Annotated in this window: 21 protein-coding genes, 1 pseudogene and 1 other annotated feature; of the genes and pseudogenes, 10 read left to right on the top strand and 12 right to left on the bottom strand. The window is 41.7% G+C overall.

Annotated features, from left to right (window positions below; genetic code table 11):
• The first annotated feature begins 967 nt into the window (after positions 1-967).
• The 5 genes from IEX94_RS10730 (at position 968) to IEX94_RS10710 (ending at position 6,001) form a co-directional block, all read left to right on the top strand.
• On the top strand, positions 968-1,921 hold the full coding sequence (locus IEX94_RS10730; protein ID WP_156856047.1) for an ABC transporter permease: 954 nt from the start codon (positions 968-970) through the stop codon (positions 1,919-1,921).
• Positions 1,911-2,861, top strand: a complete 951-nt coding sequence (locus tag IEX94_RS10725; protein WP_156856046.1) for an iron chelate uptake ABC transporter family permease subunit — start codon at positions 1,911-1,913, stop codon at positions 2,859-2,861. Before IEX94_RS10730 ends, IEX94_RS10725 begins: the two co-directional genes overlap by 11 nt.
• Positions 2,855-3,610, top strand: a complete 756-nt coding sequence (locus IEX94_RS10720; RefSeq protein WP_188857157.1) for an iron ABC transporter ATP-binding protein — start codon at positions 2,855-2,857, stop codon at positions 3,608-3,610. Before IEX94_RS10725 ends, IEX94_RS10720 begins: the two co-directional genes overlap by 7 nt.
• A gap of 527 nt (positions 3,611-4,137) precedes the next feature.
• Positions 4,138-5,133: a siderophore ABC transporter substrate-binding protein gene (locus tag IEX94_RS10715; RefSeq protein ID WP_188857156.1), complete on the top strand. Its 996-nt coding sequence runs from the start codon at positions 4,138-4,140 to the stop codon at positions 5,131-5,133.
• 154 nt (positions 5,134-5,287) lie between these two features.
• Positions 5,288-6,001, top strand: a complete 714-nt coding sequence (locus IEX94_RS10710; RefSeq protein WP_156856043.1) for a SurA N-terminal domain-containing protein — start codon at positions 5,288-5,290, stop codon at positions 5,999-6,001.
• A 395-nt stretch (positions 6,002-6,396) separates the two neighbouring features.
• Here the strand turns inward: IEX94_RS10710 and hisC are convergent, their stop codons facing one another.
• From hisC to hisZ, 8 genes are read right to left on the bottom strand one after another with little or no spacing between them, the layout of a single operon-like run.
• Positions 6,397-7,458 carry a histidinol-phosphate transaminase gene (gene hisC, locus IEX94_RS10705; RefSeq protein ID WP_188857155.1) on the bottom strand — a complete coding sequence of 354 codons (1,062 nt, stop codon included), beginning with the start codon at positions 7,456-7,458 and terminating at the stop codon, positions 6,397-6,399.
• Complete coding sequence (gene hisIE, locus IEX94_RS10700) at positions 7,451-8,092, bottom strand: bifunctional phosphoribosyl-AMP cyclohydrolase/phosphoribosyl-ATP diphosphatase HisIE (RefSeq protein WP_188857154.1); 642 nt, start codon at positions 8,090-8,092, stop codon at positions 7,451-7,453. Before hisIE ends, hisC begins: the two co-directional genes overlap by 8 nt.
• 1 nt (position 8,093) lies before the next feature.
• A complete protein-coding gene (gene hisF, locus IEX94_RS10695) occupies positions 8,094-8,858 on the bottom strand; it encodes an imidazole glycerol phosphate synthase subunit HisF (RefSeq protein ID WP_188857153.1) in 765 nt (254 codons plus the stop codon).
• Positions 8,848-9,576 carry a 1-(5-phosphoribosyl)-5-[(5-phosphoribosylamino)methylideneamino]imidazole-4-carboxamide isomerase gene (gene hisA, locus IEX94_RS10690; protein ID WP_188857152.1) on the bottom strand — a complete coding sequence of 243 codons (729 nt, stop codon included), beginning with the start codon at positions 9,574-9,576 and terminating at the stop codon, positions 8,848-8,850. The genes hisF and hisA overlap by 11 nt, the downstream gene beginning before the upstream one ends.
• Before the next feature lie 17 nt (positions 9,577-9,593).
• On the bottom strand, positions 9,594-10,178 hold the full coding sequence (hisB, locus tag IEX94_RS10685; protein ID WP_188857151.1) for an imidazoleglycerol-phosphate dehydratase HisB: 585 nt from the start codon (positions 10,176-10,178) through the stop codon (positions 9,594-9,596).
• Positions 10,178-11,458 carry a histidinol dehydrogenase gene (hisD, locus tag IEX94_RS10680; protein WP_188857150.1) on the bottom strand — a complete coding sequence of 427 codons (1,281 nt, stop codon included), beginning with the start codon at positions 11,456-11,458 and terminating at the stop codon, positions 10,178-10,180. Before hisD ends, hisB begins: the two co-directional genes overlap by 1 nt.
• Positions 11,455-12,090, bottom strand: coding sequence for an ATP phosphoribosyltransferase (hisG, locus tag IEX94_RS10675; protein ID WP_188857149.1), 636 nt, complete (start codon positions 12,088-12,090; stop codon positions 11,455-11,457). Before hisG ends, hisD begins: the two co-directional genes overlap by 4 nt.
• A gap of 1 nt (position 12,091) precedes the next feature.
• Positions 12,092-13,318 (bottom strand): ATP phosphoribosyltransferase regulatory subunit, encoded by a 1,227-nt coding sequence (hisZ, locus tag IEX94_RS10670; RefSeq protein WP_188857148.1) that lies wholly within the window; start codon positions 13,316-13,318, stop codon positions 12,092-12,094.
• A 228-nt stretch (positions 13,319-13,546) separates the two neighbouring features.
• On the opposite strand from hisZ, the gene IEX94_RS10665 reads away from it, so the two are divergent.
• On the top strand, positions 13,547-14,344 hold the full coding sequence (locus IEX94_RS10665; protein ID WP_188857147.1) for a histidinol-phosphatase HisJ family protein: 798 nt from the start codon (positions 13,547-13,549) through the stop codon (positions 14,342-14,344).
• Between the two features lie 255 nt (positions 14,345-14,599).
• The gene (gene murB / locus IEX94_RS10660) at positions 14,600-15,514 is read left to right on the top strand and encodes a UDP-N-acetylmuramate dehydrogenase (protein WP_188857146.1); all 915 of its coding nucleotides are present in this window, start codon (positions 14,600-14,602) and stop codon (positions 15,512-15,514) included.
• 69 nt (positions 15,515-15,583) lie between these two features.
• Here murB and IEX94_RS10655 read toward each other — a convergent pair.
• From IEX94_RS10655 to ehuB, 4 genes and pseudogenes are all read right to left on the bottom strand, one after another.
• Positions 15,584-16,323, bottom strand: a pseudogene (locus IEX94_RS10655) (amino acid ABC transporter ATP-binding protein).
• 18 nt (positions 16,324-16,341) lie between these two features.
• Entirely contained in the window at positions 16,342-17,043 is a 702-nt protein-coding gene (gene ehuD, locus IEX94_RS10650) for an ectoine/hydroxyectoine ABC transporter permease subunit EhuD (protein ID WP_188857145.1), read from the bottom strand.
• Positions 17,040-17,702, bottom strand: a complete 663-nt coding sequence (locus tag IEX94_RS10645; protein ID WP_188857224.1) for an amino acid ABC transporter permease — start codon at positions 17,700-17,702, stop codon at positions 17,040-17,042. The genes ehuD and IEX94_RS10645 overlap by 4 nt, the downstream gene beginning before the upstream one ends.
• A gap of 139 nt (positions 17,703-17,841) precedes the next feature.
• A complete protein-coding gene (ehuB, locus tag IEX94_RS10640) occupies positions 17,842-18,717 on the bottom strand; it encodes an ectoine/hydroxyectoine ABC transporter substrate-binding protein EhuB (RefSeq protein WP_188857144.1) in 876 nt (291 codons plus the stop codon).
• 595 nt (positions 18,718-19,312) lie between these two features.
• Here ehuB and IEX94_RS10635 point away from each other — a divergent pair.
• The 3 genes from IEX94_RS10635 (at position 19,313) to proS (ending at position 22,736) form a co-directional block, all read left to right on the top strand.
• Entirely contained in the window at positions 19,313-19,795 is a 483-nt protein-coding gene (locus IEX94_RS10635) for a DUF456 domain-containing protein (RefSeq protein WP_156856030.1), read from the top strand.
• 46 nt (positions 19,796-19,841) lie between these two features.
• Positions 19,842-20,675, top strand: a complete 834-nt coding sequence (gene thiD, locus IEX94_RS10630; RefSeq protein ID WP_188857143.1) for a bifunctional hydroxymethylpyrimidine kinase/phosphomethylpyrimidine kinase — start codon at positions 19,842-19,844, stop codon at positions 20,673-20,675.
• A 55-nt stretch (positions 20,676-20,730) separates the two neighbouring features.
• Positions 20,731-20,957, top strand: a binding site (T-box leader).
• Between the two features lie 339 nt (positions 20,958-21,296).
• A complete protein-coding gene (gene proS, locus IEX94_RS10625; RefSeq protein ID WP_188857142.1) occupies positions 21,297-22,736 on the top strand; it encodes a proline--tRNA ligase in 1,440 nt (479 codons plus the stop codon).
• Positions 22,737-22,886: the final 150 nt, after the last annotated feature.

Raw genomic sequence — 22,886 nt, 5'->3', positions numbered from 1 at the left:
TTACTTTCCCATGAGATGAGATGGAGCGCTGGAATGGGAAAATAAACGGTGGTTACTTTCCCATGAGAATAGATGGAACCCTGGAATGGGAAAATAAACGACGATTACTTTCCCATGAGATGAGATGGAGCGCTGGCATGGGAAAATAAACGGTGGTTACTTTCCCATGAGATGAGATGGAGCGCTGGCATGGGAAAATAAACGGTGGTTACTTTCCCATGAGATGAGATGGAGCGCTGGCATGGGAAAATAAACGGTGGTTACTTTCCCATGAGATGAGATGGAACGCTGGAATGGGAAAATAAACGGCGGTTACTTTCCGATGAGATGAGAGGGAGCGCCGGAATGGGAAAATAAACGGCGATTATTTTCCCTTGAGAGAGATGGAGCGCTGGAATGGGAAAATAACCGACGATTACTTTCCCATGAGAATAGATGGAACCCTGGAATGGGAAAATAAACGACGATTATTTTCCCTTTTCAAGAGCTGAAGCACGGAATAGAGAAATTAACAGCGATTAACATTCTCCCACCAACTATAAAATAAAAATGCTGTAATAACTCAGGTATCCAGGGCTAGCCACGTCCGGATCCAGCGCCCAGCAACTATCAAACTTCACACTCCTCTAATTGATAAGTCAACATCAACTCAGAACTAAAGGAAGGCCGCTTAAGTACGGGCTAAAGCCCAACAGCGGTATCCCCCTAAAGGGGCATGTTTCCTTTTTAATTCTCAATAACTTTTTCAGCTAAGCTAAATTCTTTTATGCCCAATCATTGACTACCCTTACAAATCTGATATACTGTAATTAACACCTAATTGATAATGAATATCATTCTTGTTTAGAGTTAGTTGCAGGTGATAATAATTATTAATTAATCTCAACATAAAACAAAGAGGGAATAGGAGAAACATGATCCATACATATTTATGAATGGACTTGTTTTTTGAAGAGAAGGGCAGTCTATGAAAATACGGTACTTAATTATACTTTTATTTGTTTTCTCACTACTTTCCGTATTTGTCGGTGTCTCCAATGTGAGTCCACTCGATTTGTTTAGCTTAACGGAAACACAAAAGCAAGTTTTACTAGTTAGCAGAGTTCCTCGATTGATCAGTATTATTATTGCAGGGATGAGCATGAGTATCGTTGGTTTGATCATGCAGCAGTTAAGTAGAAACAGATTCGTTTCCCCGACAACTGCAGGTACCTTGGATTCAGCAAGACTCGGAATCCTCGTATCGATGATGGTCTTCACGACGGCAACACCTCTGCAAAAGATGCTTGTATCCTTTATCTTCGCTTTACTTGGCACCTTGCTCTTCATGCAGATCCTAGACAGGGTGAAATTCAAGGACGCGATATTCATACCATTAATTGGTTTAATGCTTGGTAATATTATAAGCTCGATATCAACTTTCTTTGCTTATCAGAATGATTTGATCCAAAACATGTCATCTTGGATGCAGGGTGACTTTTCCATGATTATGAGTGGGAATTATGAGCTAATGCTTGTCAGTGTGCCCCTTCTACTAATTGCATATTTCTATGCAAATAAATTTACGATTGCGGGCATGGGAGAGGATTTCTCGAGGAGTCTAGGGTTGAATTATCGCCAAATCGTCAATATCGGATTAATCATTAGTGCACTTGTGACAGCATCGGTTGTGTTGTCGGTGGGAGTCATTCCGTTTCTTGGCTTGATTATCCCGAATATAGTTGCCATTTACCAGGGAGATCATTTGAAAAACACATTAGTTCATACCGCATTGTTAGGGGCAGTGTTCGTCCTCTTCTGTGATGTGATCGGCAGGTTGATTATTTATCCATATGAAATTCCAATCAGCTTAACCGTTGGGGTGATAGGTAGTGGAATTTTCATCTACCTGCTGCTAAGGAGAAAGAAATATGGGTTATAAATCAAAAACAATCATTCTAGCCATCATCTCCGTATCACTCGCGTTATTATATGTATTTTATGATCTGACTGGAAATATTGATTACATCCTCCCGAGACGAATTATGAAAGTAGGAGCGATCATTCTGACTGGCGGAGCGATTGCATTTGCTACCGTCGTCTTTATGACTATTACGAACAACCGGATTCTAACACCAAGTGTACTTGGACTAGATTCCCTGTACATGCTCATACAAACCGTTATTATCTTTATCTTTGGTGCTAATTCCATCGTCATGATGAATAGTGGCCTAAATTATTTAATATCTATAAGTGCAATGATATTATTTTCTCTTGTGTTGTATCGCTTCCTATTTAGAGGCGAAGGTAATAATATTTACTTCCTTCTATTAGTCGGAATGATTCTCGGTACATTCTTTGGAAGTTTCACTGACTTTATGCAGGTCTTGATTGATCCGAATGAATTCGGAATTGCCCAGGACCGGATGTTTGCGAGTATCAATAATGTGGATCGCAACCTCGTCTATATTTCGATTCTCATCATCGCACTTGTGCTTTTATATTTTAAGAGATTTTACAAGTATTTGGATGTTCTCGCTTTAGGGAAGGACGATGCCATTAATTTAGGTGTACCGTTCGACTATGTTGTGAAACGGCTCCTCATCGTCGTAGCGATTCTCATCTCTGTCGCAACTGCATTAATTGGGCCGATTACATTCCTTGGCCTACTCGTCGTTAACGTAGCTTATGAATTGATGAAGACATATCGTCATTTTTACATTATATTAGGTTCTGTATTCATTAGTATTATCGCTTTACTTGGTGGGCAGTTCCTTGTGGAAAAAGTATTCACTTTCAGTACGACTGTAAGTGTCATCATTAACTTTATTGGTGGAGTTTACTTCATTTATCTTTTGTTAAAGGAGAATAAATCATGGTAGATTTGAAAAATGTTTTTAAATCGTTTGGTAGCAGGCAGATTATAGAAGATGTGTCCCTGAAGATTAAAAAGGGCACGATCACCTCTTTCATTGGCCCGAATGGTGCAGGTAAGAGTACGCTTATTTCAATGATTAGCCGCTTAATTGCAAAAGATGATGGTGACATTACCATTGACGGGAAAGATGTATTCAAAACGAAGAATAATGAATTAGCGAAGAAGATTTCGATTTTAAAACAGTCAAATACAATCAACTTGAAACTTACTGTTCGTGAACTTGTCTCCTTTGGCCGCTTCCCTTACTCACAAGGAAAGTTGAAAAAAGAGGACTGGGAGAAAGTCGATGAAGCAATTGCTTATTTAGAACTTGAAGAGATTCAAGATAAATTTTTAGACCAGCTCTCTGGAGGTCAGCGTCAACGTGCACATATCGCGATGACGGTTGCCCAAGATACCGAATATATCCTGCTTGACGAGCCACTGAACAACTTGGATATGCGTCACGCAAGCCAAATCATGAAAACCCTGCGTCGCTTAGTCGATGAGATGGGAAAAACAATTGTGATTGTCATTCATGATATCAACTTTGCTTCCTGTTATTCTGATCATATTGTTGCACTAAAAGACGGGAAGATTGTAAAGCAAGGCCGTGCCTGTGATGTCATTGACCGATGTGTCCTGAAAGAAATTTACGATATGGACATAGACATTCGAGAAATTGACAGCCAGCGAATTTGTTTTTATTACTAATAGTTATATTTGAACATGAAGCATGGGGTAGAAAAGGTGAAAAAAATCCCCCTGACACAATAGGCGGCAACCTAAAAATTCGTGTCAAGGGAACATGACTATCTTTATCTTATCGTATTTTACGGATGAGGTAAATGATTTTGCTTCAAATAAAATGATTACTCCTGTTCCGATTTCGAATCCATGAGAGAAAAGGGGGCAAGGATGTATAGTAATGATATATGTTTATAGAGAAACGGACATGTGGAGTCGAATGAAAAATAAATATTACCCTTATCACGTATTAACGGTCTGTAATACCCCCTTCCTCTAAACAAGAGGGAAAACCAAAATATCAAGGTGGGAATATACAGTCCGTAAATACCTGATTCTGTTTAACTAATATTCAGTGGGAGTAAGGAATTCCCCACGGAATGAAGTTTCACTTTATCTCCCTACTACTGCATGGAATGATATAGCTATAGTTAATAATTATATATAAGCTTTTTAAATAAGCTTAAAAATTGTACAAAAGGGAGTAACTACTTATGAGGAAATTTACGTATGCTTTAATGATTGGATTGATCCTTCTATTCCTAGCCGCTTGCGGTTCGGATGATGATAATAAAGGTGCTGAAACAAATACAGACACCGATACAGAAGAAATAGGAGGCGGAGGGGGAGAAGCCGCCGCTGGAACAGTTACAGTTGAGCATGAACTAGATACAACAGAAGTTCCTGTAAACCCAGAATCAGTTGTAGTATTTGACTTTGGTATCCTAGATACATTAGATAAACTTGGTGTAGAAAGTGTTACAGGTGTGGCAAAAGGTGGTACACTTCCAAGCTATTTGGATACTTTCGAATCAGATGAATATGAGAATATTGGTAGCCTGAAAGAGCCAGATTTTGAGAAGATCTCTGAGATTGATCCAGATTTAATCATTATTTCGGGTCGTCAAGCTTCCCTATATGATCAACTTGCTGAAATTGCACCAACCATTCACCTTGGTGTAGATGATGGAGATTACATGAATTCATTCAAAAATAACATGGAAACGGTAGGTCAGATTTTTGATAAAGAAGCAGAAGTAGAAGAGGAATTGACAGCAATTGATGACATTATTGCCGATTTGAACGAAAGAGCTGAAGCAAGTGACGAAAAAGCATTAATCATCTTAGCTAATGATGACAAAATCAGTGCCTATGGTCCAAGCTCTCGTTTCGGTATTATCCACGATGTATTCGGAGTTAAACCGATAGATGAAAACATTGAAGCATCGACTCACGGTATGAATGTTTCCTTTGAGTACGTTATGGAACAGAATCCGGATATTCTTTATGTCATTGACCGTGGAGCTGTTGTTGGTGGTTCCGAGTCAGAAAGTGCGAAACAACTTGTTGAAAACGAGCTAGTAGAAAATACGAACGCATATAAAAATGACAATATCCATTATTTGAACCCAGAGTTCTGGTACCTATCAGGCGGCGGACTTGTATCCGTATCTGAAATGGCTAAACAAATCGACGAAACAATCGAATAAACAAATATCCATTTCATTACAGATTTTCCTAGGTATTCAACCCATTACTTGAAAAACAACCTCTTCTATCGATGAAGAGGTTGCTTTTTTAATTGAAATCAGGTACCGATTTGTGGTTTACTAGAGAAAGACCAATTAGGAGGGAAATATTTTTATGAAGAAAAAAATGCTGCTCATCTTCACGCTTGTTCTAACACTTATGTTAGCAGCTTGTGGTAAAGATGACGCAGATAAAGCCGATGACCCAGCAGCTGAAAAAGAAAATGAAGCACAGCAACAGGAAGAAGTTGAAATCACCGAAGACGAGAAAGTTGACGCCGATACAGTCGTTGTGAGCATCAATGGCGACGAAGTTACTGGCGAGCAATACAATAATATATATAGACAACTAAAGACAATGTACCATATGTATGGGCAAGATGTCAGTGATCTTGATACGCTAAAAAATGAGACGATTGACATTATCACAGAACAGGAATTAATTCGCCAAGACGCTCTTGATAGTGGAATTGAAGTAACCGAAGAGGATACTCAAGAAGAAATTGACAGTATCATTGAGACAAATGGAGAGGAAGCAATTGATACACTGCTTAAGGAATATGATCTATCCGAAGAAGAATTCCGTACCCAGTTGACGAATGATTTAATTACAATTAAGTACATTGAAGAGGAATTTGAAGCTGAAGTAACGGACAAAGAAGTAGAAGAACAGTATAATCTGCTGAAAGAAGAAAGTGAAGAAGTCGGTGAACTGGAAGAAGTTGAAGATATGATCAGACAGTCACTTGCTGAGCAAAAGCAAAGTGAACTTCTTGAAAACCGAATTGCTGAACTGAAAGAAGAAGCAGAAATTGAAAAACATATCTAAAACAAAGGCGTAAGCGCCCGTTTAGCAACGTACAAACTGGAGCACTCCGGAATGAGATAAAGGAAACACAACGAACGGCAGTGAGTTGATGTTGACTTATTGATTGGAGGAGTGTGGGGCTGGAGCCGGACGTGGCTAATACTAGCATCTTTAGTTATTTATCCACAGTATTTCTATTTTGTAATTCATATCTAAGAAAAAAGATGCAGCACTTGAATCATAAGAGTGCTGCATCTTTTATCATGTATTAACGGTCTGTAATACCCCCACTTCTAAACATGAGGGAAAACCAAAATGTTAAAGTGGGGGATATACAGTCCGTAAATACCTGATTCTGTTCAACTTACATTCAGTGGGGAGGGAAGGAATTCCCCACTGAATGAAGTTTCACTTTATTAAAAGTTTTCCAACCGATTTAATACATGAAAGAATGTCTTCATCTCTTCATCTGTCCCGATGGTAATACGGATGAAGTTCGCGATTTCCGGTTTGTTGAAGTAACGGACTAGTATAAGATTTTCTTTTAATTGTTCGTACAGCCGCGCCGCATCTTTCTCCGGATGGGTGACAAATAAAAAGTTCGTCTGGGAAGGTAGAACAGTGAATCCGCGCTTTTCCAATTCTTCTGTTACCCAGCTTCGGGTCGCAATAACCTTTTCCTTCTTCTCTGTAAAATATGCTTTGTCTTTTATTGCTGCAACCCCGCCGGCAATAGCTAAACGGTCGATTGTATAGGAGTTGAAGGAATCCTTGATACGCACGAGTCCTTCAATCAATTCGGGTGAGCCAAGGGCGAATCCTAAGCGCAGACCAGCAAGGGCACGGGATTTTGACATTGTTTGGATGACGAGTAAATTATCGTATTTCTTGAGCAATCCAACCGCGGATTCTTCGGCAAAATCGATATAAGCTTCATCCACAATTACGATGCGGTCTTGATTATGTCGCAAAATCTCTTCAATACCTGCCAAGTTAAGGTACAAACTCGTCGGTGCATTCGGATTCGGGAAAATCACACCGCCTTCTGAATCATAATAATCACTTGGCTTGATAGAAAAGTCGTCCTGTAAGGGAATTTCTTCAACCGGAATATCAAATAACTTTGCATAGACCGGATAGAAGCTATAGGAAATATCCGGATAACGAATCGCTTGCCCAGGTTCAAAGAAGGCCATAAAGGAAAAAGCGAGTACTTCATCGGAACCATTTCCGATAAACACATTTTCCTTCCCTAAGTCGTAAAGGTTAGCAATTTCCTCCCTCAACGTATCAACAGTCGGGCTGGGGTAGAGTCGAAGTGATTGACCGACTTCCTTTTTAATCGCTTTAAGAACGAGTGGGGAGGGAGGATATGGATTCTCATTTCTATTCAATTTGATGATTTCCGGATTGTTCACTTGTTCGCCTGGAATATATGGGTTACTTCGTTTTACTGCATTACTCCAAAACTTACTCACGATTTTGTCCTTCCTTTTCTAAATGTCTTTCCATGAGTTCCGCTTTAATATCACTTAGTGCCACACCAGACTCTTCCATCACTACGAGCAGGTGATAGAGGAGGTCGGAAATCTCTGCCGTCAGTTCACGTTTATCCTCATTTTTCGCCGCGATAATGACTTCACTCGATTCCTCGCCGACTTTTTTCAGCATCTTATCGATCCCTTTATCAAATAAATACGTCGTGTAAGCACCTGGTACTGGATTGTTCCTGCGATCTTTAATCTTTGCAATCACTTGTGGGATGATATCGAAAATTGGTAATTCCGTCTCGGTCATTGTTTGATAAAAGCATGTATCTTCACCCGTATGACAAGCAGGTCCTAAAGGCTGTACCTGTACTAATAAGGCATCTTTGTCACAGTCATAGCTGATTTTCTGTACGAGTTGTTTGTTACCGGATGTTTCTCCTTTATTCCAAAGGGTTTCTCGGGATCTTGAATAAAACCATGTTTCTCCCGTCTCCAATGTTTTCTCAAGGGATTCCTTATTCATAAAGCCAAGGGTCAGTACTTTCCCGCTTGCTGCATCCTGTACAATGGCAGGAAGGAGTCCTTGATCGTCATAGGTTAAATCATCTGGTTGCACGCTCATTTTAGTTACCTCTCCTTACGTCTATATTTTCTTGTTCGAGATATGCTTTAAGTTCTGGGATATCAATTTCACCGTAATGGAAGACTGAAGCTGCAAGGGCACCAGTTGCTCTGCCATCGGTCAAAGCATCTTTAAAATGTTCGTATGTTCCCGCCCCGCCGCTAGCAACAACGGGAACAGCCACGGCTTCCGCAATTTTTTTCGTTAGCGCGAGATTATAACCTGTTTTTGCACCGTCGTCATCAATCGCATTGACAACAATCTCACCGGCTCCGAGGTTCGCTCCTTTGATGGCCCACTCGATCGCATCGATTCCAGTATCGCTTCGTCCTCCGCTGGAAAAAACGTTCCATTTTTCTGGAGAGACTTCTTTTGTATCAAGGGCAAAGACGATTTTCTCGCTGCCGAATGCTTCTGCTGCTTCCTGAATGAATGCTGGATTTCCAATGGCTCCACTATTGATCGATACTTTATCCGCTCCAGCTTGTAAAACTTTTTCAATATCCTGGACGGTGCGTATACCACCACCTACTGTAAACGGAATATCAATGACGGCGGCGATGTTTTCAACGATATCAAGGAAAATATTTCTCTTCTCAACGGAGGCTGTAATATCATATAAAACAAGCTCATCTGCTAAGGACTTGTTATAGCGCTTAGCAAGTTCTACGGGCTCGGCGACTTCTTGAATGTTTTGAAATTGTTGTCCCTTGACGACTCGGCCGTTCTTCACATCGAGGCAGGGAATGATTTTTTTAGTCGACATATTCTTTACCAACCGGATCGACTAAGCGAGTAAAATCAAGAGTGCCGTCATATAGAGCTTTGCCGATTATCGCTCCGTACATTTCTTTCTCCGCCAATTTACGTACATCTGCTTCCGTCGTCACCCCGCCGGAAGCAATGACATCAATGGTAGTTGCCTCATTGATTGCCTCAAGCTCCTCGAAATTCGGTCCTTGCAGCATTCCGTCTTTTAAAATATCCGTATAAACGATCGTCTTCACACCGGTTGCCTCAAGCTCCTTCACGAGGTCGAGTGCTTTTACCGTACTTTCCTTTGTCCAGCCATCTGTTGCAACAAAACCATTGCGGGCATCGATAGAGACAGCAATTTTCTCACCGAACTGCTCAATCGCCTCTTGTAAAAACACTTTGTTTTGAATGGCGGCTGTGCCGATGATGACACGACTCACACCATTTTCTAAATAATCTTCAATGACTTCGATGGAACGAACGCCACCACCGACTTGAATGGGAATGGAAACAGTTCGGGCGATTTCAGCAATCAGTTCCTTGTTAACAGACCTTCCAGTTTTCGCACCGTCGAGATCGACGATATGGATGAATGCTGCCCCTTTTTGCTCCCAGTCAGCTGCTACCTCGACTGGTTGTTCACTGTAAATTTTCTCTTTATTATAATCACCTTGCGTAAGGCGGACACATTTGCCGCCAAGAATATCAATAGCTGGGAATAAAATCATGAATAATCTCCTCTCCTCTATAAGACACCTTTGGTTGATGGAATTCCTTCAATACGTGCATTTTTCAATGTTGCTTGATCTAGAGCACGGCCGAATCCTTTAAAAATTGCTTCAATAATATGGTGGCTGTTCCGTCCATACGCCAGATTGATATGTAGCGTAATTCCAGAATTACTTGCAAAGGCCTGGAAAAACTCTTCCACCAGCTCAGTATCAAAATTACCGACTTTGTCCTTTAAACCTTCTACATTATAGACGAGATAGGAACGGTTACTAATATCGAGGGCAACAGTTGCTAATGCCTCATCCATTGGCGATGTTACGTGCGCATATCGCGTGATTCCTTCTTTCGTTCCGAGTGCTTCCCGGAATGCTTGGCCAAGCGCGATACCGATATCTTCTACAGTATGGTGCTGGTCTACTTCCAAGTCTCCATCACATTTTACTTTTAAGTCAAATAATCCATGCTTCGTCATCGCGGTTAACATATGGTCAAAAAAGCCGATACCGCTAACGATTTCGCTATTCCCTTTTCCGTCGATATTCAATTTGAGGTTGATTTTTGTTTCTGATGTATCTCTTGATATTTCAAATGTGCGCATCATAATTCGTCCTTTCTCACTTGGATGGAATTGGCATGGGCTGTTAATCCTTCTACTGTTGCTAATGTCTTAATCGACTCACTTGCAGCAACGAACGCCTCTTGTGGATAGCTGATGATTGTTGAGCGTGTAACAAAATCATAGACACCGAGTCCGGAGGCGAAGCGGGCTGTTCCACTTGTTGGTAACGTATGGTTCGGTCCGGCGAAATAATCTCCGAGCGGTTCGGGGGAATAGTTTCCTAAGAAAATTGCTCCGGCATGCTTAATTTTTGGCAAGAGTTCTATAGGGTGCTCAACCATCAATTCTAAATGCTCTGGGGCGATTTTATTGGATACATTTGCCGCTTCAGTCAAATCTTTCGCAATGATTATTTTTCCGTTCGTTTCAATTGATGCTTGGATAATCTCTTTCCGTTCTAATTTTTCCGTTTGCTCGGCAACTTGCTTTTGAATAGCCACTGCCTGTTCTTTGCTTGTCGTAACACAAATGGCACTTGCAGATTCATCGTGTTCTGCTTGAGATAACAAGTCAGCCGCGACATAACGGGGATTCGCTTCTGCATCCGCAATAACGCAAATTTCACTTGGTCCGGCGATCATGTCGATGCCGACGGTGCCGTATACCCATTTTTTCGCCCGGGCGACATATGCATTTCCTGGTCCGACGATTTTATCGACTCGTTTTATAGTTTCTGTACCGTAAGCGAGCGCTGCAATAGCCTGGGCACCGCCAACTTTATAAATCCTTTCCACCCCAATGAGTTTCGCAGCAAGAAGGACGTACGGATTCACTTTTCCGTCTTTGTCCGGCGGCGTCGTAATTGTAATCTCTTCCACTCCGGCGATTTGCGCTGGAATAATCGTCATTAATACCGTCGATGGGTAGGCGGCTTTCCCACCAGGGATGTAAGCACCAACACGTTCAATTGGGGTTACTTTCTGACCGAGTAGAATCCCTTTATCCTGTGAAATCATCCATGACTTTTCGTTTTGCTCTGAGTGGTAATTGCGGATATTTTCTGCGGCTTCTTTTAAAGCAGTGACAAGCTCTGGCGCTGCAATTTTTTCAGCCTCGGAAAATTCTTCTTCGGGTACGAGGAGGTCATCAAGCGTTGCTCCGTCAAATTGCTCCGTATACGCATATAAAGCAGCATCTTTTTTCTCTCGAACCGTGCGAATAATTTCGAGCACCGTTTCATCGAGAGCCGCTTCATTTGTGTCAATCTCTGTTCGGTCGTTCCACTTTTTAGCAAACTCTTCTGCAGTGATTATTTTCATGGTGTTCTCTCCAATGCATTGTTTAGTTGATCGATAAAGCTTCTTACTTCCGTCGCTTTTGTCGCGAAGCTAGCTTTATTTACAATTAAGCGGGTACTAATATCATCAATGTCTTCCAGTACCGTGAGTCCATTTTCCTTTAACGTGTTGCCGGTTTCGACGATATCGACAATAACATCAGCTAGACCAATAAGCGGAGCCAGCTCAACGGAACCATTTAATTTCACTGTTTCAATTTCCTGTCCCTTCCGGCTGAAATGCTTCTCGGCAACATTGGGATATTTCGTTGCTACGGTGAGTGGCCGGTTCGCGTCTATCGAATAATTGGGGAAGCCCGCAACAGAAAATTTACATTTTCCGATACCAAGATCAAGCAGTTCATACACTTCTGCTCTCGATTCTAAGATATTGTCTTTACCGACAATCCCGATGTCAGCTGCACCTCTTTCCACATAGGTCGGCACATCGACCGCTTTTACAAAGATTAATTTAATTGACTCGTCGACATTGTAGAATACGAGTTTCCGACTCTTTTCATGGAAATCAATGAACTGCATGTCAGCCGCTTCTAGTGTTTCGATTGTATGTTTTGCTGGCCTCCCCTTTGAGAGGGCAATGGTGAGTTTTTCCATATTAGACACCTCCTGTTGCTAGTTCTGCAAGGTTAAGCAATTCCTCATTTGTTTCCACTTGCTGCTCATTTCCATTTACAATAACTCTCCCATTTGATTGAAAGAGGATTCCAGCCTGTTGTGCATTCTTGGCAAATGGCTTTGTAATGACAGCATAGCCTTGTTCCCTGAGTAGTTTTGCCGCCGAAAATGCATTTCGTCTTTCTTCTGGAACATAGTAAATTTGTAATGGCGGGTTGTTATCGTCTTTGATTAGTTGATGCTGCTTAAGTGCTTCAAGGACGACATCGACCTTATAGGCAAACCCGATCGCCGGCATTGCTTTACCGAATTGTTCCGCAAGCTGATCATAACGCCCGCCCATTAGGACTGGTTTTCCAATGTTTTCAACGAATCCTTGGAAAATAACGCCGGTATAATAATGCATATTATTGATTAACCCGAGATTTAGTGTCAAATGCTCTAACAGGTCATAATCGGTAAGGACCTCTATTACATCTTTTAAATTATTTAAAACTTCTTGCATGCGTTCGTTTTTAATAATCGCTTTCGTTTCCTCCAGAACTGCTTGCGGATTTCCATAAAGTAGGGGAATCGCGTAGAGTGCTTCTTGTAATTCATCACGAATTTGGAGCTGCTTTAAAAATGGTTCCATTTCCGCCAAGTTTTTTGACTGGATTAATTCCTGCAATTGCTGTAATTCATTTTCCGCAAGGTTTGCCTGATCCACCAATTCCTTGAAGAATCCTGCATGCCCGACTTCCAGTTTAAAATTGTCAAAACCGATTTCCTTTAATGTATGGACGGCTAAGGCGATGACTTCCGCATCCGCTTCTGGTCGCTTGTTACCGAACAACTCGACGCCAGCTTGTGTGCTCTCTTTATTCGTTCCATTACTATTCTGTTCCCCGTATACATTGAAAATATAAAATAGCCGCTGTTCACTCCCATTAATCTCTCGGTCTAAGGCAGTCAATCGAGTAATTGGTATTGTGCCGTCAGGGCGGAGAACGAGCACTTTCCCGCTGCGGTCAATCACCTTAATCATTTCATCCTTATTCACTGTCTTCTGAATGGAGGCATACGTATCATAGTCTTCAAAAGCAGGTGTATGCACTTGTTCATAACCGTACGTGGCGAACCTTGTTCTTAATTTACGGATGAGCTGGCTTTTGATTTTATAACTCTGGACCGCTTGGTTGCTTAATTTCTCCTTATTTTGTCGCATGCAAATCTCCTTCCCTCTGAAACATTATTATTTATTGTATCAATTTAATGCTTTATCACTTCATCTAATTAAAGTTATATAGTATTATAATAATTATGAAGAAGAAAGTCAATTCATTCTTTCGTAAATTATTATAAAGTGAAACTCATTCAGTGGGGTATTACAGACCGTTAATACGTGATAAAATAATAGATTAACAGAAGGACAAGAATAAAGGAGCGAGGATTCGTGTTTGATTATCACATGCATAGTACATTCTCCGCAGATTGTGACACACCAATGGAGAAAACAATTGAAAAAGCTATTGACTTAGGACTTCAAGAAATTTGTTTCACCGATCATATCGATTATGATTATCCAGATAAAGATTGGATTTTCGAATTTGACTTAAAAGAGTATGATAGGAAGATTAAAGAGCTTCAGGAGAAATACGAAGGAAGGATGCGGGTTAAAAAAGGAGTGGAAATTGGACTCCAACCGCATGTTCTTCATCAATATGAAAGCATGATGAAGGAAGAAGTGTTTGATTTCGTCATTGTTTCGGTGCATGCGACAGAAAGGAAAGATTTACACTCTGGAGCGTTTTTCGAAGGGAAGACAGTGGACGAGGCATATGAGATTTACTACCAGGAGCTGCTTGACTGTATAAAGGAATATAAGCAATTTAGTATTCTCGGGCACCTGGACCTGGTGAAACGCTATACGACGGAGAAAAGTAAGCGTAATTTCCATGAAATTATCCGGGAAATCTTTGCGGAAATTATTCCGGCAGGGAAAGGAATTGAGATTAATACATCCGGTACAAGATACGGGCTTGATAGCGGTATGCCGAGCCTTGATATATTAAAGCTGTATAAAGAATGTGGCGGGGAAATCATTACTTTAGGTTCCGACTCCCACGTGCCGGATACGTTGGCTTTTGCATTTCCGGAAGCACTTCTGAATTTGAAAGAGGCCGGATTTGAATATGTTGCAACGTATACGGCTGGCAGGCCTGAATTTCATCGGATTGATCAAATAATTTAATGATTTTTGTGGCAAGATTTATCACAATATCTTACACTATAGAAGCGAGTAAAATTTGATAAAGTGAAACTTCATTCAGTGGAGTATCCTTACCACCCCCGCTGAATGTTAGTTGAACAGAATCAGGTATTTACGGACTGTTAATCCCCCTTACATTTTAGGTTTCCCTCACGTTTAGATAAGGGGATATTACAGACCGTTAATGCGTGATTAACGTAAAAGGAATTTGTGATAAAAGGATGAGAGGCATTGACGATGAAGGATTCGATTTATGATAAATTAATTCGTATAACAGCAAAAGAAAATGTATTAAAAGATGAGCCATTAAAGGAACATCTGTATACAAAACTTGGTGGGAAAACCGATTATTATGTGACGCCGGAGAACTATGGTGAAGTGCAGGAGATTGTGCGCCTTGCGAATAAAGAAGATGTCGATTTCACCTTACTTGGCAATGGGTCGAACCTGATTGTCCGGGATGGTGGCATCCGTGGGATCGTCATGAACTTGCAGAAACTTTGTTCGATTAAACGAGAAGGTGACGCGGTTATTGCGGAAAGTGGTGCAAGAATTATTGATACTTCCAGGTATGCATTACAAGAAAGGCTGTCTGGACTTGAATTTGCTTGCGGTATCCCTGGTTCTGTCGGTGGTGCGTTGTATATGAACGCAGGTGCTTATGGCGGGGAAGTGAAGGACGTCCTTAGAAGTGCCCTCGTCTGCACGAAAGACGGGGAACTGAAGACATTGCAAGCGGACGAACTGGATCTAAATTATCGTACAAGTAACATTCCGGATAACGGCTATATCGTTCTTGAGGCGACTTTTGATTTAAAGGAAGGCGCTTATGAGGAGATAAAAGCTGTAATGGATGATTTGACGGAGAAGCGGGAATCGAAGCAACCCCTCGAATATCCATCTTGCGGGAGTGTTTTCAAGCGTCCGCCCGGTTATTTCGCTGGAAAGCTTATTCAGGACAGCAATCTCCAAGGCGTCCAGATTGGCGGCGCACAGGTTTCCACAAAGCATGCCGGTTTCATCGTGAATGTCGATGATGCAACAGCAAACGAGTATATTAAGCTGATCGAACATGTGCAAGCGACAGTATATGAGAAATTCGGAGTAGCCCTTGAAAGGGAAGTCCGGATTATAGGAGAAGAAAAACAGTAACATAACGATAAAAAACCACCGGATGCCTTATTATTGCTGGCATCTGGTGGTTTTGTGTTCGCAGTCAAGTTAGCTGCGGAATCTGCTTAAAAAGCTTTGTAATCGTTCATTTTGTGAATGCTCAATTACTTCTTTTGCTGATCCTTGCTCTGCAATGACACCTTCATCAAGGAAGAGTACTTTATCCGCGATATCTAATGCAAAGTCCATTTCATGCGTCACGAGCACCATCGCCATATCCTCATGCTGGGCAAGGTCGCGGATCACTTCCAGCACCTCGCCGACAAGCTCGGGGTCAAGGGCTGAAGTGACCTCGTCAAAGAGCATGATCTTCGGACGCATGACAACAGCCCTTGCCATCGCGACACGCTGCTTTTGACCACCAGAGAGCTGGCTTTTTTTTCAAGCATTTCAATTGCACGCTTTCGTACTTCTTCTTTGTTTTCTTTCTTTACATGAATCGGAGCCGTCATACAGTTTTCCAGAATTGTCATATGCGGAAATAGATTAAAATGCTGGAAAACCATGCCAATGTCACCACGTACTTTACGTAAATGGTGCTCATTAGCGCGTACCATATCCCCGTTCTTTTCCATTTTCCATAAATTTTCCCCGCTAACGATAATATCTCCTGAGGTTGGTTCTTCGAGTGTCATCAATAAGCGGATGATCGTTGTTTTACCGGAACCACTCGGTCCGATTACTGCAACTTTTTCCGCTGGATTGATATCTAAATTAATACCTTTTAATACTTCAACATCGCCAAATGATTTACAAACATCCCGATATTGTACAATAGGTGCAGTCATTTTCTCATCACTTCTCCTCTATGAACTTTTGGCTAATGCATTTTTATCGAATCTTGTGTTCATCCTATCTTCCAGCTTCCGAATCAGTATGGAGGAAGGATAGCTTAGAAGCAGGAATATAATACCTACAATTGTAAGTGGCTCTAGATAAGCCCAATTCCTCGCTCCGTATGTGTTCGCTAACAATAAGATTTCAGCGACACTAATTGTTGAAACAAGTGGTACCTCTTTAAATAAAATAATAAAGTAGTTTCCAAGCATCGGTACTGTTGGCGGAATCGCCTGTGGTAAAATGACTTTTCTCCATTTATCGAGGGTGCTAAGGTTAAGTGCCTGAGCTGCTTCCCATTGTCCTTTTTCAACACTTTCAATTCCTGAGCGATAGATTTCGGAAATATAGGTGCTGTAGTGAAGTCCTAGACCAAGAATAGCACTTTGCACTGGGCTTAATGTTGTACCGACTAGAGGCATGACCGGCCATGCATAATAAATGAAGAATAACTGTACAAGTGGCGGGGTTGTACGGATAAATTCCATGACCCACGATACAATCCAGTTAAATGGTCGATTCGGTATTCTTCTTAAGAATGTCCAAACGAATCCAAAGACGAGCGCAAATATGAAACAGGAAATGGTTAGGAAAATTGTCAAGCCTAAACCGTCTAAAATGAAAGGGAGTGCTTCAAAAAATCTATCCCAACTCCAATAGGTTGTGTTCATGAACTAGCTACCCCTTTCTTTGCAATACCTTCTCCTTTCCTTGTCAACCAAATTAATGGTAAAGCAAGGAGGAAGTAGAGCACGAGTACTAATGTATAAACAAGCGGGGTAATCGATGCATTCGTACTTCGGATAATATCTCCATAATAGAGGATATCCCGTAAACCAATCAAGGAAACGAGCGAAGTACTTTTCAACATGAGTATCGTATAATTACCAAACTCAGGGAGCATCATGCGAACTGCTTGCGGAAAAATAATAAGTCGCATACGTTGGAAACTTGTCATGTTAAGGGCAATAGCCGCTTCTGTTTGTCCCTTATCTACTGCAACGATGGACGAGCGAACCACTTCTGAAAGATATGCACCATAGTTCAGTCCGATTGCGATGACCCCGATCCACCAGTTGGTACCGAGTGGTATATTAAATAGCATCGGAATTGCATAGTAAAGCCAAAACAATTGAACAATAAGTGAGGTTCCACGGAAGATTTCCACGTAAAACCCGGTCGCTTTACGAATGAATACATTATTTGATAGTTTAGAGAGTCCGGCAACAAAGGCCATTATATAGGCTAATAGGGACGCAGCAATTAGAACTGTAATGGTTACACCAAGACCTCGTGCAATTTGAGGAAAAACCTCGATTACTGCATTAATGATAATCACTCCTTATTTATCTTGTAATAGATTGTTGTACGCTTCCATATTCACGCGAAAAAATAAAGGTCCAGCCCTGGATAGGAACCGGACCTTATGAAGTTACTGCATTATTCGTTCTTGAAGTGAACGGATACGTTTACTCTTCACCATTACACACTTGCTCTGTCGTCACTTCTCCATCTGCTACAAAGTTTGTTTCACCATTAAATCCATTCGCTTCAAGTAGCTCTGCAACGGTTCCATCTTCTTTTAATTCTGCTAATACCTCATTGTAAGCATCACGTAATTCTTCATTATCTAGACTGAAGGCAGCAGCGCCGTAACTTGGCACACCTTCAATATCGGGTTGTTCAAATGACTCTACAAACTCAAGATCATCGGAATCAAACGATTCAAGCGCCATTCTTACCGTCATTTCGGTGCCGGTTGTTGCATCCGCTCTACCAGCTTGAACGGCCGAGAAAGTAGATGGGATGTCTGAAGCAGTCGTGATTTGATCTTCACTAACACCTTCATCCAGTAAGAAACCAATCTCTGTTGCGCCTTCCATGACCACGACAGTTAAATCTGGATTATCCGCTATATCTTTGTAACTATGAATATCATTCGGGTTTCCTGCTGGTACAACTAAGCCTTCCCCGTATTGCATTTCCGGTTCGGCGAATAGTGCGTTCTCACAGCGTGCAGGTTGTATTGCCATGCCGGCTGTTACAACATCAAATTGTCCAGCTTGAACACCTGGAATCAATTGACTGAAATCAGCTAACTGTGAATCCATATTTTCAATACCAAGCTCTTCGAATACTGCTTGTGCAATATCTACGGCAGCCCCTTTTAATTCACCATTATCTTCATAAGCATATGGTGCTTCGTTAGCGAAGCCGACTGTTACGGTACCGCTTTCTTTTAATGCTTCTAATTTACCTGCACCGTCACCATTTCCATTATCAGAACCACATGCTGCAAGTAAAACTAATAAGCCCACTAAAACTAAAACCCCTAATCGTTTCACGTTGCTATTGACCTCCTAAGAATTTTGATACTTCTATTCCCTTTTGTTCATAATAAAAACATCGGGTAAAAAAGCACTCTATATTTTAATGTTGTTACAATGGTACCGATAAACATGTTTTCTCTCAAACATGATAAAATGAGAAAAAAATCGGTTAGCCTTCAAATTTCGGAATAATCCATACCTCATTTGGATATACAAAAACATCCTTCCATATCATCTCATTTACGCAGGTTTCCCCGAGATTTACTTTTAAGAGAATAAAAATAATATGGACAGAGAAGCTAAGAGTCATTAAGATTGAAATAAGAAAAAAGTTAAAGTGAAACTTCATTCGGTGGGGGTTTCCTTATCTCCCCCGGCTGAATGTTAGTTGAACAGAATCAGGGATTTACGGACTGTATATCCCCCACCTTCACATCTTGAGCTTAACCCATTTTTAGAGATGGGGATATTACAGACCGTTAGTGCGTAATAAATTGGACTTTCATTTAATGTGCATTTTTTAATCCACTGAAGTTTGTTGAGTTGAACCAATCGGGCTGTTACTAGCCAGTTACACCGTAGTTAATAGATAGAATGGGAGTGTCCTTTCATGGAAATTATCCTTTGGATCGTCATCGTCTTATTATTTATCGGTAGCTTCATCGGGATTGTATTTCCGATTATTCCATCCGTACTACTTATCTGGTTAGGTTTCATAATTTTTCACTTTGGTATTGACAGTGGCGAACTGAATACGTTATTTTGGCTTGCAATGATTGTGATAACGATTCTGCTAATCAGTTCCGATATCATTGCCAACAGTTACTTTGTGAAACGGTTCGGGGGCAGTAAAGCAGGGGAACGCGCGGCTGCCGTTGCTGTTATTATCGGTTCCTTTATTACACCGCCCTTTGGAATTATTTATGTCCCATTTCTTGTTGTGTTCATCGTAGAAATGTTGATGAAGCGCACGGTAAATGAGGCATTCCGGGCTTCGATTGGATCGTTGATCGGATTTTTGGGTGGATCGTTCGCAAAAGTGATTTTACAGTTCGTAATGATTGTCTGGTTTTTTATTCTCATTATTTTTTAGCGTGTGTTAAAATAATTGATAGTTGAAATTAAAGGAGTAATGCTTTATGGAATATCCTGCAAGAGTTATTACGATCGCGGGTTCTGCAGCAGGCGGGAGTGCGGGAATCCAAGCAGATTTAAAAACATTCCAAGAACTTGATGTTTATGGAATGAGTGTTGTTACAGCTATCGTTGGGAAACACCCGGAAACAGGGAAAAACGTCCATCCGCAGACGATAGAAGCAATCGAAGCACAATTTGATACTGCGATGCGCCAGGTTGGGACGGATGCCTTAAAAACGGGGATGTTATTCTCTAAAGAAGTAATTGATGTGGTCGCAGGGTTAATTGAACAATCGGATATTAAATCGGTTGTTATTGATCCGGTTATGGTCGGGAAACTTGATTCAAAGCTTTTGAAAGATGATGCAATTGAGGCGTTGAAAAAGCGGCTTATCCCACTTGCAACCATTATTACACCGAACATTCCAGAAGCGCGATTTCTGCTGGGTGAGCGAGAGATAACAAATGTGGAAGCATTGAAACAAGCAGCGATTGACTTATATGAGCTTGGTTCTAAGTATGTGCTCGTGAAAGGTGGCCGGCTGGATGGGCCTGCTGTCGATGTATTATATGACGGGAAGACACTTACTTTATTTGAAGCGCCGCGTATTGACACAGTTAATACGAGCGGAGCGGGTTGCTCTTACTCTGCGGCAATTACAGCTTACCTTGCGAAGGGCGAAACCGTGGAAGATGCAGTGGAGCATGCGAAGAAATTTGTAACAACAGCAATCAATCATGGGTTCACGTATACCGAAATGGTTGGGCCGACCTATCATGCTGCCCAGCGGAAATACGGCGATGCGTTCGATATTAAAGTAGAGAAGGTTCAGTAGGGGGGATAGCTTGACTTTACCCCCTACTTTCTATATATTAGAAAAGAGAAAATATGTGGAAACGTTGATGCGGAATAGTACAATTTGCTGTCTTTTTCAGAGAGGAAATGGTCGGTGCGAATTTCCGGGAGACAGAAGTTAGAACCTGCCGTCTGAGTTCGCACTTCGTATAGACGAAGAGACAGTCTGTAAGATGTGCGCGGTGTAGAGCCGTTATTCGAAGGAAGTGTGCATGACTTTTCATGCAAATAAGGGTGGTACCACCACACGAAGGTCCCTTTTTATATGATAGGGGTCTTTTTTTATTGGTAAAAGAGGTTGTTCAAAAAGTCCGGTAAAAATGAAACTTCGCGAAAGGGGAGGTTCTACTAAGATCGTCCACGTCCTGTGGACAACGTAGAACTCACCACCTCCTGTGGAAACTCGTTGGCTCGCTTTTCCGCTCCTCATGTACCTACTAACGTACATTCCGGTGCCGGGAGCTTTCGCCGCCTCGAATTTCGACGCACAGGACGTGCTAGTGTCGGCATTGCAACAGGACGTTGCGAACTTAGCCGACCTCGGTCCTTTTTATCCTCCTTTTTGAACACATACTTAAAATAACGTAAAGAGGTGTTTCATTTGTCTAAAAAGAATAAAGACTTTGTGGAAAAGATTACCGCGATGGAAGATGACTTTGCACAGTGGTATACCGATGTTGTGAAACAGGCCGAGTTAGTCGATTACGGTTTAATTAAAGGGACGATGATTATCCGTCCATACGGGTATGCGATTTGGGAAAATATTAAAGATGAATTGGATCGCATGATTAAAGAATCGGGCCATACGAATGTGCAGTTCCCATTGTTTATTCCAGAAAGCTGGCTGCAGAAAGAAGCAGATCACGTGGAAGGATTCGCGCCGGAAGTAGCTTGGGTGACCCATGGCGGAGATGAAGAACTGCAAGAAAGAATCGCTGTCCGCCCAACGTCTGAAGTATTGTTCTGTGAATATTATTCAAGGCACATTCATTCGTATCGCGATCTTCCGAAGCTCTATAACCAGTGGGCGAACGTCGTGCGTTGGGAGAAGACAACTCGTCCATTCCTGCGTTCTTCTGAATTCCACTGGCAGGAAGGGCACACGGCACATGCAACAGACAAAGATGCGGAAATTGAAACAGCGAGAATGCTTGATACTTATGCAGACTTAGTTGAAAACTATATGGCGATCCCGGTATATAAGGGAAAGAAGACAGAGAGTGAAAAATTTGCTGGAGCAAAATATACGTTAACGATTGAAGCGTTAATGCATGACGGGAAAGCATTGCAATCTGGAACGAGCCATCATTTCGGTTCTGGCTTTGCAGAAGCTTTTGATATTACGTACTTGGATGAGAACGGGGATAGTCAATTCGTTCACCAGACATCTTGGGGGCTATCCACAAGAATTATGGGAGCATTGATTATGGTTCACGGGGACAACCGCGGCTTAGTTGTACCTCCGAAGATTGCTCCGACACAGGCGATGATTATTCCGGTTGCACAACATAAGGAAGGCGTACTAGATAAAGCGTATGACTTGCGTGATCAGCTCAAAGGTCTTGTTCGTGTCGATATTGACGCAAGCGACAAGATGCCAGGCTGGAAATTTAATGAATATGAAATGAAGGGAATCCCAGTTCGTATTGAACTAGGACCGAAAGATATTGAGAAGGAGCAAGTTGTCCTTGTACGCCGTGATACCGGTGAGAAGGAATTTGTCGCACTTGCTGATCTGGAAAAGCGTCTACCGGAATTGCTTGATGAAGTCCAGCAAAACCTTTACGACAAGGCACTCGCACATCGTAACGAGAAGACAACTTCTGTTACAACGATGGAAGAATTTAGAGAAATGCTTGAGGAAAAAGGCGGTTTCCTAAAAGCAATGTGGTGTGGAGACGAAGCGTGTGAAGAGAAGATCCAAGAAGAAACAACCGCAACCTCCCGCTGTATTCCTTTTGAACAAGAGAAGTTAGCGGAAACTTGTGTGTGCTGTGGTAAACCAGCGAAAGAGATGGTTATTTGGGCGAAGGCTTATTAAATCAAAGGTGACATCGCCCGTTTAGGAACGGCCGAATTGGACTTCGACGCAATGAGATAAAGGAAACATGCCCCTTTAGGGGGAGACGTGAGTTGGGCCTTGGCCCGCGTTCTTAGTCGGCCTTCCTTTTCTCCTTGAGCCGATGTTGAC

The sequence above is a fragment of the Oceanobacillus indicireducens genome, assembly GCF_014647195.1.
Classification (GTDB): Bacteria; Bacillota; Bacilli; order Bacillales; family Amphibacillaceae; genus Oceanobacillus; species Oceanobacillus indicireducens.
Note: the sequence above shows the minus strand (reverse complement) of the source record. Positions and strands in the feature narration are given on the sequence as shown.